The following is a 13,921-nucleotide window of genomic DNA, read 5'->3' on the forward strand; positions in this document are numbered from 1 at the left end:
TGAAAGTAAATAAACCATTAGAAAACACCATATTCCCAACACGTAATTCTTGGCAACAAGTCGTTGTGGCCGAAAATCAAGAAGTAAAGAAAAAAGAACTTATTGCCAAAGGAGTAACAGCCATTCATTTTAGCGCCAATATGTGGGTGTATCTCGTATTGGTCATCCTTATCGGGATTTCATGGGGAATTGGTAAAGCCGCCGTTTACAAGCACATCCCGGAATATTTCCCAACCGAAGTAGGAGTTGTAGGTGGTATGGTTGGAATGATTGGTGGACTTGGTGGTTTCTTTGGACCAATCATTTTTGGTTATTTATTGACTGCTACCGGAATTTGGTCAAGCTCTTGGATTTTTATATTACTATTATCTGCAGCATGCTTGATATGGATGCACTTGACTGTAACCAAAATCATGAACGAAAAACAACCTATCTTATCCAAAGAAATGGATAGAAAATAATAATTTCCATTTTAATTACTTGTGTATAGCTGCTTCCAAAAAAATTGCCATTTTGGAAGCAGCTTTTTTTTTATAAATAAAGAAAAAGTCTAGTGAAAAATTTTCAGAAGACTAAAAAACAATACTTTCGATTAAAAACCACAATTAACTACTAATCAACACTTTTTAAAATAATTACCAAACTTTAGATTACTAAAATCACTTCTAAAAATAATGATTTTCATTTTTTAAAAACCATTTTTTAAGATTTAAACATAAAGAACAACCTATAATTTTAATTTCCTCAAAAATCACCAACTACGTAATTTAAATTTTACAAAATAAGTACTATTACGTATATTTACTAAAGTATTAACAGCCAAACCAATAACCATGAAAAAACTATCCTTACAATTAACAGCAATACTATTAATAGCATTTTCTGTTACTAGCTTTAAAAGTGAAATACCTGGCAATCCTATTTTAAAAAAAAGAAGCATAGGTCCACCGAAAACCAAAAAACTACAATTGGAAAAACCAAACGTAACCATTGGATTCATAAAACTAACCGATATGGCACCGCTTGCCATTGCTAAGTTTTTAGGTTATTTTGACGATGAAGGACTTGCTGTAACCTTAGAAGCTCAAGCCAACTGGAGAGATATATTAGACAAGGTAGTTGACAATCAACTTGACGGAGCTCAGATGTTAGCTGGACAACCGATAGCAGCAGCCGTGGGATGTGGAAGACAAGCTCAATTGGTCACCACCTATTCCATGGATTTGAACGGAAATGCCATAACAGTTTCCAATTCTATCTGGTCCAAAATGAAAGATAGTATACCAGAAGAATATGGTAGGCCTGTGCACCCTATTCCATCTTATGCTTTGAAACCAGCCTTAAATTTTTACAAAAAAATGAACAAACCTTTTACTTTTGGTATTGTTGCGGCTTATTCAACGCATAATTATCAATTGCGATATTGGTTGGCTGCCGGTGGTATAAATCCAGGTTTTTACAACAACAATAACATTCAAGGAAGTAAAGGAAATACAGATGCAGATGTTTTGCTGAATGTTACGGCTCCACCACAAATGCCTCAAACCTTAAAATCAGGAACGATTGACGGCTATTGCGTTGGAGAGCCATGGAATCAGCAAGCTGTTGAAGAAACCATTGGTGTTCCCATAGTGACGAGCAGAGAGATATGGAAAAATCATCCTGAAAAAGTATTTGTGATGACCAAAGAGTTTGTTTCAAAATATCCGAACACTGCAATTGCTATTACAAAAGCATTAATCAAAGCGGGGAAATGGCTGGACAATCCTGAAAACCGAAAAGAAGCCACCCGTATCTTGTCAAAATCGGCCTATGTGGATGGAGAGAAACACGTAATCGACAATTCGATGCTTGGAACTTTTGAGTTTGAAAAAGGAGATGTGCGCTCCATACCTGATTTTAATGTTTTCTTCAAATACAATGCTACTTATCCTTATTATTCGGATGGAATTTGGTTCATGACCCAAATGAAACGTTGGGGACAAATCACAGAATCAAAACCTAACGATTGGTATTTGAGCAAAATTAAGGAAGTTTACAAACCGGATATTTGGATTCGAGCGGCAAATTTATTACTAGAAGAAGGATTCATTACAGAATCTGATATCCCCTATACGGATGGTTTCAAGCCTGTAACTACTGAATTTATTGACAATATGTCTTACGACGGAAAAAAACCTGTCGAATATATAAACGGTTTTAAAATTGGTTTAAAAAATTAATAATTGATCACATACTCTCCTTAGTACAAAGTAAATTAATACCACAAAAAACAAATTTCCTATTCCTTAAAAACTTGATGTATTTTACAAATACATCAAGTTTTTTTTAGTTTAAAATTTCTTATAAATAAACTGAATATGTTCTTATTCCGCGTGAGTGATGGCAGTGGAGCTCTTTTTTCTTTATCAATTGCCACGGGTTAAAACCCGAGGCAATTGATAAAGAAAAAAAGCGGGAACGTACAGCACGACCCGCAGGGACACGCCCAAAGTAAGATTGCAGCTTTTAGTTTTCAATTCTCTGTCTTCTCCCCACCAAACTTGCAAAAACACAATTATTAATCTGCTATAACACCCAATACTTTTAATAATTCAAAAAAGGCAACTGATTTTTACCATTCTAATTTTATTTGGCTTAAGATCAAAATAAAATCAATTTTATACGTATTAATACGTATTTATTACTTATTTTTGTTTGTGTAATATCATCTATAATGATTCTTACAAGGCTACTTTATAAACGAAGACATACATAATGCAAAATACAGAAATCAAAACTACGTGTTCCTATTGTGGAGTAGGATGCGGAATTATTGTAAAAAATGATTCTAAAAATGGAGTGACGGTTACAGGCGACAAAGACCATCCCGTAAACAGAGGAATGCTTTGTTCTAAAGGAATGAACTTACATTATGTAGTTAATGATACTTCGGACAGAATACTGTATCCCGAAATGAGATGGAGTAAATCACACCCAAAAGAAAGAGTAAGCTGGGATGTCGCTCTTGACCGTGCAGCAGCTGTTTTTTCTTCAATTATAAAAAAACACGGACCAGACAGCGTTGGTTTTTACATATCTGGACAATGTTTAACCGAAGAATATTATTTAGTCAACAAACTAGTAAAAGGTTTCCTGAAAACCAACAACATAGACACCAACTCCAGACTTTGCATGAGTTCGGCAGTGGCGGGTTACAAAAAAACTTTTGGTGAAGACTCCGTTCCGATTGCTTATGCCGATATAGAACTTGCCGACACTTTCTTGATAACAGGTGCGAATCCAGCTTTTTGCCACCCTATTCTATTCAGAAGAATCGAACAACACAAAGAGAAAAACCCAAAAACAAAAATCATCGTTGTCGATCCGAGGCGAACTGACTCGGCCATCGCAGCCGATTTGCACTTGCAGATACTTCCTGGAACTGATATCGTTCTATACCACGCCATAGGAAGACGTTTAATAGAAAAAGGACACCTCGATTTCGATTTCATAAGTAACCATACCGAAAACTTTAAGGCTTACAAAGACATGGTAATGGGTAGTTCCTATGAAAAAGCTTCCAAATTATGTGGGGTATCCGTAAATGATATTCATACTGCTGCTGATATTATTGGCAAAGCCAAAGGTTTCATATCCATGTGGGCCATGGGATTGAACCAAAGTGCCATTGGTGTTGATAAAAATACCGCTTTACTAAATCTTTCTTTGGTAACGGGACAAATAGGAAAACCAGGTTCAGGACCTTTCTCTTTGACAGGACAACCCAATGCTATGGGAGGTCGCGAAGTGGGCGGAATGGCAAATTTACTAGCGGTTCACAAAGAACTGAACAATCCGGAACATCGTAAGGAAGTTGCTGATTTTTGGGGAGTGGAATCCATTTCCGAAAAAGCGGGATTAACAGCTACCGAAATGTTTGACGCCTTAGAATCGGGCAAAATGAAAGCCATTTGGATTATTTGTACCAATCCAATGGTGAGTTTACCCGATGCAAGAAGAGTTGAAAAAGCATTGCAAAACGCAAAATTTGTAGTCGTTCAAGACATCTCGCATAATGCCGATACAGCCAAGTTTGCCGATTTATTGTTGCCTGCCGCAGGATGGCTAGAAAAAGAGGGAACAATGACGAACTCGGAGCGTCGTATTTCGTATTTACCAAAAGGAATTAATGCCCCAGGAGAAGCTTTATCGGATGTTGAAATCTTACTGAACTTTGCAAAAAAAATGAAGTTCTCTGGTTTCAACTTCAACAATACCGAAGCTGTTTACAAAGAATACTGCCTAATGACCAAAGGCACCAATATTGATGTTTCCTATTTAAACTATTCCCGACTAAAAAACGAAGGTACTTTCCAATGGCCTGTTCCGGATTACGGACACCCAGGAACTCCGAGATTATTTGCCGATAAAAAATTCTTTACGCCTTCTCAAAAAGCAATTTTTAATATTCCAACGAGTATTGAAAACACATCCCCACAGCCTTCAGAAAAATATCCATTTATATTGACTACGGGACGAATTCGTGATCAATGGCACACGATGACCAAAACTGGAAAAGTGTCCCGATTAATGACGCACACTCCTAGCCCTGTTCTCGAAATTAACCCGATAGATGCTTACAAATCTGAAATAAAAAATGGTGACATTGTTGTTGTAAGCAGCAAAAATGGTGAAGTTCGGGTGAAAGCAAAAGTGACCGACACTATCAAAGAAGGTGTTCTATTTTTGCCAATGCACTGGGGGAAACAATTGGACAACGATTTGAACAGAACTAACAATTTGACCAACACGATTGTAGATCCTATATCCAAAGAGCCTGATTTTAAATATACCACGGTAGCGGTAACAAAATACGTAAAACCGTTTCAAAAAATTGCTGTTGTTGGCGCGGGAGCTGCTGCTTTCCGATTCATTCAAAACTATAGAGAAATAAATACTACCGATGAGATAATTGTTTTCTCCAATGAGGAAAACCCATTCTACAACCGCGTTCTGTTGCCAGAATATGTGACAGGAGAATTTACTTGGGAAAGCCTTTTGAAAATAAAAAGCGATGGTATGAGCCAATTGAATATCACGATGAAATCGGGTGTGGCAATCGAAAACGTAAATACAAACGACAAAGTAATAAAAGACAGTAACGGAGCCGTTCATCAATTTGACATGTTGATAATGGCAACGGGAAGTCGCCCTTTTATCCCAGAAAATGCGCAATTGCATCTTCCGGGACGTTTTACCATCAGAAAGAAAACCGATGCCGACAGACTAAAAAATTATCTGGACGAAACTAATTTACCTGCCGAAGAACAACACGTAGTGATTGTCGGTGGTGGATTACTGGGACTGGAACTGGCAGCCGCCCTTAAGCACAAAAAAGTCAAAATAACGATTATTCAAAGAGCTTCTAGATTAATGGAGCGTCAATTGGACAGAATCTCGAGTAAATTATTGGCCGAAGAAGTACAACAACGCGATATTCAAATCTATTTTGACAATGAGGTCAGTACCGTATTTGAAACCGACAATGCAAACGAATTGGAAATCGCCCTAAAAAGTGGTCGAATCATTACCGCCAATGCTATTGTTTACACCATTGGAACCATTCCAAACATAGAATTAGCCAAGGAAACGGGATTGGCTTGTGGACGTGGCGTAAAAGTTAACCAGTACTTGCAAACCTCACATCCCGATGTATTTGCGATAGGTGAAATTGCCGAATTCAACAACCAATTATTCGGTATAACTTCTGCCGCCGAAGAACAGGCCGATGTTTTGGCCAACTTTATAGCTGGTGACATTAGCAGTTTTTACAAAGGATCGGTACTGATGAATATCCTGAAACTGGAAGACATCAATCTTTGTTCTATTGGCGAAATCGAAGTCCCAGAAAATGACGATTCTTACGAAGAAATTGTTTTTGCCGACTTAGGAAAACGCTATTACAAAAAATGTATCGTCAAGAACGATTTGCTCATAGGTGCTATCCTAATGGGTGACAAAAATGAGTTTGCCGAATTCAAAACGATGATCGAAAGCAAAATCGAATTGGCCGACAAACGAAACACCCTATTAAGAGGAAGTGGCTCAGAAGCCAAACCCGTAATAGGAAAACTCGTTTGTTCCTGTAGTCAAGTAGGAAGCGGAAATATTGAAGAATGTATCAAAAGTGGCGTGACCAACTTTACCGAACTTTGCAAAACCACCGGAGCAGGACTCGGCTGTGGCAGTTGCAAAACCGAAGTAAAGGAGATATTGGCGAAGGTGAAGTAGATTTCAGATTACAGATTACAGATTGCAGATAGTAGACATCAGATTTTAGAGTAGAGAAATGAAAATTCATAACTCATAATTTATAATTCAAAGAAAATGGAATTAACAAGGCTCATAGTAAAAGGCGGAGTAATATCTCCAGGGGAATTACGAGAAATTGTAAATATGGCATTGGAACAAGGTCTTGAAGCCATCTCTTTTGGTTCCAGACAAGACATTATATTCCCAAAAGGATTCAAAAATAGTACTCCCGAAAAAATCGGGAAACATCATTTTGTTTTGCCCAACGAAAAAAGTGGCAACAATATAGTTTCCTCCTACGTTTCGACAGATATTTTCAGGAATACGCCTTGGCTTACCGGAAACAAATTCCTTTACATACTGGAACAATTCAAGGAACAACCCAAACTCAAAGTCAACATAACCGACCCTAAACAACAGCTCGTTCCACTATTCACGGGACACATCAACTTTATAGCTTCTCACCACGAAGACTATTGGTTCCTATACGTGCGCCTACCAAAATGGGACAAAATGGAACTTTTCCCCGTATTGATCTATAGTTGGGACATTGGCAAAATTTATTACGAAATAGAAAAAATACTTCAGGAAGAACCGGATACTGTCGATATGATTTTCCAACTCATAAGCGATTTGGACACCAATAATAGAACCATTGACCAGCCACTAAACATTCCGTTTTACCCCTTCCCTTATTACGAAGGAATGAACAGACTCGGTATCGACCAGTACTGGCTAGGACTTTACTGGCGCAACAACCTTTACGACCTGGAATTTCTGAAAGAAATGTGTGATTTGTGTTTCGACTGCAAAATCGGAAAAATATGCATCACCCCTTGGAAATCATTCATCGTCAAAGGAATTCCCAAGGACCGCAAACTCGATTGGGAAAAATTTCTTGGCAAAAAAGGAATCAACGTACGCCACTCCCTGTTGGAACTCAACTGGCACTTACCCGTGGCGACGGAATGGGCTTTGAATCTCAAAACCTTCCTCGTGCGTACCCTCGACCAATTCGACATCAGCACCTACGGACTTACCTTCGGTCTATCCGACTATAATCGGGACGGCCATTATTTCACGTCGGTGGTCATCGAAAAAAATGAATCGCCAAAAGATCTCGAATCCATCAAAATCCGAGATACTTTCAACATTTTGTACGCCAAAAATTTTGACCCTAACACCAAGGAATACATCGTACACGCGCAAGATGTCGACAAACTCGAATTACCCAATATCCTGATTGAATTGAGTAAAAAATACTTTAGCGAACTCGGCAACAGCATACTTGAATTCCAAAACACCAGTACCAAAAAAGAAACCAAAGCACAGGACATTCATCAATGTCCAGAATGCTTAACCGTCTATAATTCGGAATACGGCGATGTCATTCAGGGGATCGAAAAAGGCACACTATTTCAGGATCTTCCCAAAGATTATTGCTGTTCGTTATGCGAAGCCCCAAAAAGCAGCTTCATCCCATTAACAGAAACTACGGTTTAATTAAGACTATCTGGGCCAGCCACCATAAAGAGAATGGGCCAACTCATCATTGCGGTGAGTCGGCCCATTTTCTTTATGCTGTCAGGCTGTCCGCGTTACTTCGGTAACCTGCTCCCATCCTTCTCGCTGGTTTCCCGTTATTGCAAGAACTAAATTCGATTATTAGAGTCTTTCCTTTTCAGATAATCGCAAAAATGCAAAATACCTCCCTCTAGCCCCGATAGAAACAAAAATCCTTGTGAACTGGGGTTCAGTTCACAAGATTGTAGCGGATAGCGGGACTAATGCTTCCTAAAAACGGCTCATCTTTCTGCTCCAAAAAATACTAATCGCGTTCAGGTTAAAACCTGCAAACTGAAATCTTAATTCTGCAACCTGCTATCTAAATTATAAATTCTGCAATCTTTTCCTTATCTTTATAATTCAACTAAACGCCTTTACATTAATTATACGCCTTATGAACTGGACAGCCAAACTCATCAAATGCGGTGGCGAAAGCCGTATCGCCATTTATTTCGAAAAAAATCAAGATTGGATTGATCGCATTAAGCAACAAGAGGGATCAAGATGGAGTCAAACATTGGGCGTTTGGCATTTGCCGGACACCTTTGAAAACCGAATGTTATTTCAAATTGTCGAGGCGCCAATCAAACTTCCTTCGACTGAGGGAATCGCGCAAATAGAAAAATTCAAATGCTGGTTATTGTCCTGCCGTTACAGTGATAGCACCATAACTACCTATACCGAAGCATTAAAAACCTTTCTGACCTTTTACAACGACAAAACGGTAGCCGAAATTAACAATGATGATGTTATTCGATACAATAACGAATACATTTTGAATAATAATTTGTCAGCTTCGTATCAAAACCAAATCGTCAATGCCATCAAATTGTTTTTCTCCACCATACGAGAAACTAAGATCGAAATCGAGAAAATTCACCGTCCGAAACGAGAAAAATTATTGCCCAATGTTTTGAGCAAAGAGGAAGTAAAACTGATTTTGAATGCCCATAGTAACCTCAAACACAAAACGATGCTGAGTTTAATTTATAGTTGCGGACTACGTTGTGGTGAGTTGCTGGCGTTGCAACCCGTTCATATCGATTCCAAAAGAAATCTGGTGCTCTTAAAAAGTGCAAAAGGAAAGAAAGACAGAATAACGCCCTTAAGTCCGAAAATATTGGAAATGTTGCGAGATTATTACAAAGTTTTCAAACCCACCACATATCTGTTTGAGAGACAAATTTCCGGTTCTCCCTACGACTCCAGAAGTTTGCAGCTTGTATTAAAACAAGCTTTAAAAAAAGTTGGGATTCAAAAACCCGTTACATTGCATTGGCTTCGACATAGCTTTGCCACCCATTTATTAGAAAGCGGTACCGATTTGCGCTACATTCAGGAATTATTGGGGCATAACAGCAGCAGAACTACCGAAATCTATACTCATGTAAGCACGAAAAGTATCCGACAAATAAAAAGTCCTTTTGACGATTTGTAATCATTTTTTGCTATTTTTGAAAAACAAAAAACGAAATAAAACTTCGTATATACACCTACCAGTTTGGTAGATAGGCGAAAGTTTGTTTCGCATATATACTAGTTGTAGGCAATCTTACCAGAAACTAATCAATAATAAATGAGTGAATCAAATACCAATGAATGGATTGATATCAAAAAACAATTTAGAACAGGATTGTTTGCTTCTATTCTTATTACAATGTTTTTTCAATTTTTAAGCTATGAACCTAAAAATAATATTGAACCCATACAGAAAATTGGAGTCCTAGAAAATAAGCCAACGTTTAAAGAATATCATAGCAAAAGCCATAATTATTGGATAGAATTGAAATTAATAAATGATAAAAGAATTTATGAAATAAGAAGTCCTTATTATAATTTTCTTAAGCATGAAGACTTCATAAATGAAATAAATTCAGGCGACACAATTTTAATTTCCGAACATAACAATAATATTTTATCTCTTTCGAAAAATGGTAAGCAATATTGGGATTATGAAAAAGCAGAAGTAAATAATGAAAATTCAAATAGATTTTTAAGCTTATTGTTTTTTCCCTTAATTATAATCTGTATTATAGTTTTACTATTGAAAAAACAACCTTTTCTTAAACTAAATAATAAAGTTTATAAAATTCGATTTGATATAATTGTATTGATAACATTTTTAATAACCTTTATTGTTTTAGCTGAAAACATACCATTCCAATTTATAAAAAATGGACAATTTATGAAGTAAAAAGACTGCCTACAACAGCTACTACAACGGATTTGGGCAATTGGCTTAATGGAAAGTTGGTTTTGTAGTTGGGAGATTTGGCAAATCCGAAGAATGGGCTTAATTTAGTCCCAAACCCGTTGTAGTACCAGAACGTTACCGGTCAGTTAAAAAAAAACGTGATAAACAGAATTAATGAAAAATAAAAAATATTTGAATTTTATTCCAATAATATTGGGTTTGATAGTTGTTTCTTTTTTTTTATTAAGAGCACAGAATGAAATTAACTATTTTAATAAAAACAAAATCAATTTGAAAATCATAAAGGTTTATAATTATTTTGATAAATCCTTGCAATTTTACTATGATGAAAATCATTGCATAACTACAACTGACACAAAAGGCGACACGTTACGAATCGGGGATTCAATTTCAAAAATAAATAACAGTACAAAATTTAAAGTATTCAGAAAAAATAAATTCGGAAAATATACTTTTTATAATGATTATGAAATTTCAGGAATCTGATTATTAATAGATCAAACTTGAAAATGAAAATCTGCAAGCTTGAGTTTGAAAGCAGAAACGTAAAATTGAAACTTTGAAACTAAATCTAAATTAAACTCTGACTGCAGAAAACGTGAAAATTGAAATTAATACTGATAAAATGAAAATTCTGACTCACGAGATAACCGAACCGGTAACAGCTACTACAACGGATTTGGGCAATTGGCTTAATGGAAAGTTGGTTTTGTACTTGGGATGATTTGGCAAATCCGAAGAATGAGCTTAATTTAGTCCCAAACCCGCTGTAGTACCAGAACGTTAGCGGTAATATGTACCCAGTTTACTTTGAAAAAAATCAAATGAAATCAATCGAAGAGTTACAGACAATAATAATTGTCGTTTATCTCGTTGTTTTAATTGGCGCACTCGTTGTTGCGTTGTCAATTTATAATGAATATGTTGAATTAAAGAAAAACAAAAATCATAGTTCTGGAAGTTGGCACGGCGGAACATTTTATGCAAATCCTGAAATAGTAATTCCAATAGATGACAAAACGGAAAATCAATCTTTGCAGAAAATAATAAACAAGCACAAAAAAGCAGTAATATTCTTTTGGATTTGGTTTTTAATATTAGTTCCAATTATAATTATTCTTAATTCAATAAATTAGCAGAAAATACTACCGCTAACAGCTACTACAACGAATTTGGGCAATTGGCTTAATGGAAAGTTGGTTTTGTATTTGGGATGATTTGGCAAAATCCGAAGAATGGACTTAATTTAGTCCCAAACCCGCTGTAGTACCAGAACGTTACCTGCAAGCTTAGACCAAGGAAAATGGACAACAAAATAATAACATACTCAACACTTTGGAACTTAGTTGAGATTGACACAAAAAACCATTATCTAAAAGACATTACGACTTTGTTTTTAAGTGCAATGCTTGATTGGCCAACTTATAACCAAACCAACATAGAAGAATTTATTAAAGAACTTAAAAACTATTTTGGAACACCTTTGACAATTGAAAAAATTGATTCCCACAAACTTGATATTTCAACCGACCTAAGTGTTTGGCGTAACGAAGCAGGAAGTTCGATTGCTGACCTAATTGACATTTCTACAAAGTTTTGTAACCAATCCAACTTTGATGAAATCATTGAGAATATTTTAAACTACTATTCTGAAGAGTTTAATAAAGTTGACTTTATAGCCGAACTGCAATACTTGAAAACGGAACAAGGCGGAAGAAAAACACCAGCAAACTCTGGTTACAGACCTCAAGTTAAATTTGACTTTACTGAAATGCAGACATCAGGACAACAAACATTTATTGATAAAGAAACTGTATATCCAGGAGACAAAGTTGACGCAAAAATTAAATTATTATCCCCTGATTACTTTACAGAAAGTTTAATAGAAGATATGGAATTTGAATTCAGAGAAGGATCAACAGTTATTGGAACAGGGAAAATTAAACATATTATAAACGACAAACTCGAAAAAGCCAGCAGGTAACAGCTACTACAACGGATTTGGGCAATAGGCTTAATGGAAAGTTGGTTTTGTATTTGTGAGAATTTGGTTAATCCGAAAAATGGGCTTAATTTAGTCCCAAACCCGCTGTAGTACCAGAACGTTATGCGTCATTTTGCAGAAATTCACTAAAATCAACTTCATAATGAAAGAAAAAATATACCTGATTTTAAGTCTATTGTTTGTTATCAATTCTAGTGCTAAATGTGCAGACAATGGATTTTCAGTATTCCCATCAAACAAAAACATTAAACAAAATTCAATATTTGTAATTAGTGGATATTATTCAAGCCAAGATATAATTGAACTTCTTAACAAGGAATATCTAGTTTACCTAAAGAGTGGAGATGAAAAAGTCAATTTAATTGTTTCTGAATTTCATAAAGGTCAATACAATGTATCACAATCTATTCTAAAACCAGAAAAAAACCTCAAAATCGGGTTAGAATATACTCTTGTAATCGACAGTTTACCTGGTAATGAAAACTTAGAAAAATTTAATTCTGAAACGTATAAATATGAACCATTTAAGTTCATAGTGACAAACGATATAGATAATGAAAAACCAACTTTTACTTCAAAACCAATCATAATAAAAAATGAAAACCATTTTTTAGGTTGTGGAACATCATCATTTGTAGTTTTCAATTGTCCAATTTTAGACAAATCTGAATATTTGGTGAAAGCAACTATTAGAAATATCAAGTCTAATAAAACATCTACTTATTATGTTAACCCATATAATGGAAAGATTAGTATAGGACACGGAATGTGTTCAGGTGCTTTTTATTTGGAAGAAGAAAATAGTTATGAAGTTGTGTTTGAAATTATGGATGCGTCTGCGAATTATACAATTTGGAATAAAGAGAAAATCAAATTCAAAAAACCTAAAGACTAAAATGCGACTAATTATGCTAAATAAAAAAACGACGCATAACAGCTACTACAACGAATTTGGGCAATTGGCTTAATGGAAAATTGGTTTTGTATTTGGGATGATTTGGCAAATCCGAAGAATGGTCTTAATTTAGTCCCAAACCCGCTGTAGTGCCAAGACGTTATGTGACAGTTAACCAAAAAAACTGAGAATTCACAAAACTAACAAAACCAAAAAAAATATAATTATTTTATGAAAGCCAACTCAATATTTAAATTTAGTTTTATTATTTATCGTTTTATATTGATTGTAAGTATTCCACTTTTTATTATGGCAGAATTTTTAGTTGGAATGGGTGGTCATAATAGTGACCCAAATAATACAAATTATCTTTTTTATGTATTTGCAATAATCACTTCAATTCTTTTAACCGTTTATAAGCAAACTGATATAACTAAATTTAGATTAAAAAAAATACTCCGCTATGGTAATATCTTTTTACTTATAATAAGTATTGCCTTTGTAATATATGAATTATTCGAAATAATTGAAGAATACAGTTTTTTAACGGAAGAAACGATAACATTGTCATTGGTAATTTCATTTGCAACAATAAGTTTTATACTATTATATGGGCTATTTAAAGATAGAATTTAACCAAATATATCTTTTAGAAAATCAATACAGAAACGTTAAAATGAGAATCGAAAAAACGAGAATAAAACTAATCAATACAAATAACCGTCACATAACAGCTACTACATCGGATTTGGGCAATTGGCTTAATGGAAAAATGGTTTTGTATTTGGGATGATTTGGTAAATCCGAAGAATGGGCTTAATTTAGTCCCAAACCCGCTGTAGTACCAGAACGTTAGCAATAAGTTTAAAAATATATAATCTAAAATAGAATACTTAGTGAAAGAACAGCATTATAAATTTTTAGCAATAACATTTTTCCTTATAAT

The 13,921-nt window shown here is 35.2% G+C and carries 11 protein-coding genes; all 11 read left to right on the forward strand.

The features are described from left to right. A partial coding sequence (locus VFS71_RS12770) for an MFS transporter (protein ID WP_326401679.1) occupies positions 1-461 on the forward strand: 461 nt, incomplete at its 5' end. A 372-nt stretch (positions 462-833) separates the two neighbouring features. Next, positions 834-2,222: a CmpA/NrtA family ABC transporter substrate-binding protein gene (locus tag VFS71_RS12775; protein ID WP_326401680.1), complete on the forward strand. Its 1,389-nt coding sequence runs from the start codon at positions 834-836 to the stop codon at positions 2,220-2,222. A gap of 535 nt (positions 2,223-2,757) precedes the next feature. Then, positions 2,758-6,273, forward strand: a complete 3,516-nt coding sequence (locus tag VFS71_RS12780; protein ID WP_326401681.1) for a molybdopterin-dependent oxidoreductase — start codon at positions 2,758-2,760, stop codon at positions 6,271-6,273. A gap of 96 nt (positions 6,274-6,369) precedes the next feature. Then, positions 6,370-7,797, forward strand: a complete 1,428-nt coding sequence (locus VFS71_RS12785; RefSeq protein WP_326401682.1) for a rubredoxin — start codon at positions 6,370-6,372, stop codon at positions 7,795-7,797. Between the two features lie 457 nt (positions 7,798-8,254). After that, on the forward strand, positions 8,255-9,298 hold the full coding sequence (locus tag VFS71_RS12790; protein ID WP_326401683.1) for a site-specific integrase: 1,044 nt from the start codon (positions 8,255-8,257) through the stop codon (positions 9,296-9,298). Positions 9,299-9,436: 138 nt separating this feature from the next. After that, entirely contained in the window at positions 9,437-10,054 is a 618-nt protein-coding gene (locus VFS71_RS12795) for a hypothetical protein (RefSeq protein ID WP_326401684.1), read from the forward strand. 291 nt (positions 10,055-10,345) lie between these two features. Then, the gene (locus VFS71_RS12800; RefSeq protein ID WP_326401685.1) at positions 10,346-10,561 is read left to right on the forward strand and encodes a hypothetical protein; all 216 of its coding nucleotides are present in this window, start codon (positions 10,346-10,348) and stop codon (positions 10,559-10,561) included. Positions 10,562-10,899: 338 nt separating this feature from the next. Beyond that, entirely contained in the window at positions 10,900-11,211 is a 312-nt protein-coding gene (locus VFS71_RS12805; protein ID WP_326401686.1) for a hypothetical protein, read from the forward strand. A 167-nt stretch (positions 11,212-11,378) separates the two neighbouring features. Further along, positions 11,379-12,059 (forward strand): hypothetical protein, encoded by a 681-nt coding sequence (locus VFS71_RS12810; protein WP_326401687.1) that lies wholly within the window; start codon positions 11,379-11,381, stop codon positions 12,057-12,059. 163 nt (positions 12,060-12,222) lie between these two features. Continuing rightward, positions 12,223-12,975: a hypothetical protein gene (locus VFS71_RS12815; protein WP_326401688.1), complete on the forward strand. Its 753-nt coding sequence runs from the start codon at positions 12,223-12,225 to the stop codon at positions 12,973-12,975. A gap of 231 nt (positions 12,976-13,206) precedes the next feature. Then, entirely contained in the window at positions 13,207-13,611 is a 405-nt protein-coding gene (locus VFS71_RS12820) for a hypothetical protein (RefSeq protein WP_326401689.1), read from the forward strand. Positions 13,612-13,921: the final 310 nt, after the last annotated feature.

Source organism: Flavobacterium sp. (assembly GCF_035760125.1).
Lineage (GTDB): Bacteria > Bacteroidota > Bacteroidia > Flavobacteriales > Flavobacteriaceae > Flavobacterium.

Coding starts and splice junctions, on each gene's coding strand:
- VFS71_RS12785 (WP_326401682.1), top strand. CDS start 6,370: ATGGAATTAACAAGGCTCATAGTAAAAGGCGGAGTAATATCTCCAGGG.
- VFS71_RS12805 (WP_326401686.1), top strand. CDS start 10,900: ATGAAATCAATCGAAGAGTTACAGACAATAATAATTGTCGTTTATCTC.
- VFS71_RS12790 (WP_326401683.1), top strand. CDS start 8,255: ATGAACTGGACAGCCAAACTCATCAAATGCGGTGGCGAAAGCCGTATC.
- VFS71_RS12815 (WP_326401688.1), top strand. CDS start 12,223: ATGAAAGAAAAAATATACCTGATTTTAAGTCTATTGTTTGTTATCAAT.
- VFS71_RS12780 (WP_326401681.1), top strand. CDS start 2,758: ATGCAAAATACAGAAATCAAAACTACGTGTTCCTATTGTGGAGTAGGA.
- VFS71_RS12795 (WP_326401684.1), top strand. CDS start 9,437: ATGAGTGAATCAAATACCAATGAATGGATTGATATCAAAAAACAATTT.
- VFS71_RS12775 (WP_326401680.1), top strand. CDS start 834: ATGAAAAAACTATCCTTACAATTAACAGCAATACTATTAATAGCATTT.
- VFS71_RS12810 (WP_326401687.1), top strand. CDS start 11,379: ATGGACAACAAAATAATAACATACTCAACACTTTGGAACTTAGTTGAG.
- VFS71_RS12820 (WP_326401689.1), top strand. CDS start 13,207: ATGAAAGCCAACTCAATATTTAAATTTAGTTTTATTATTTATCGTTTT.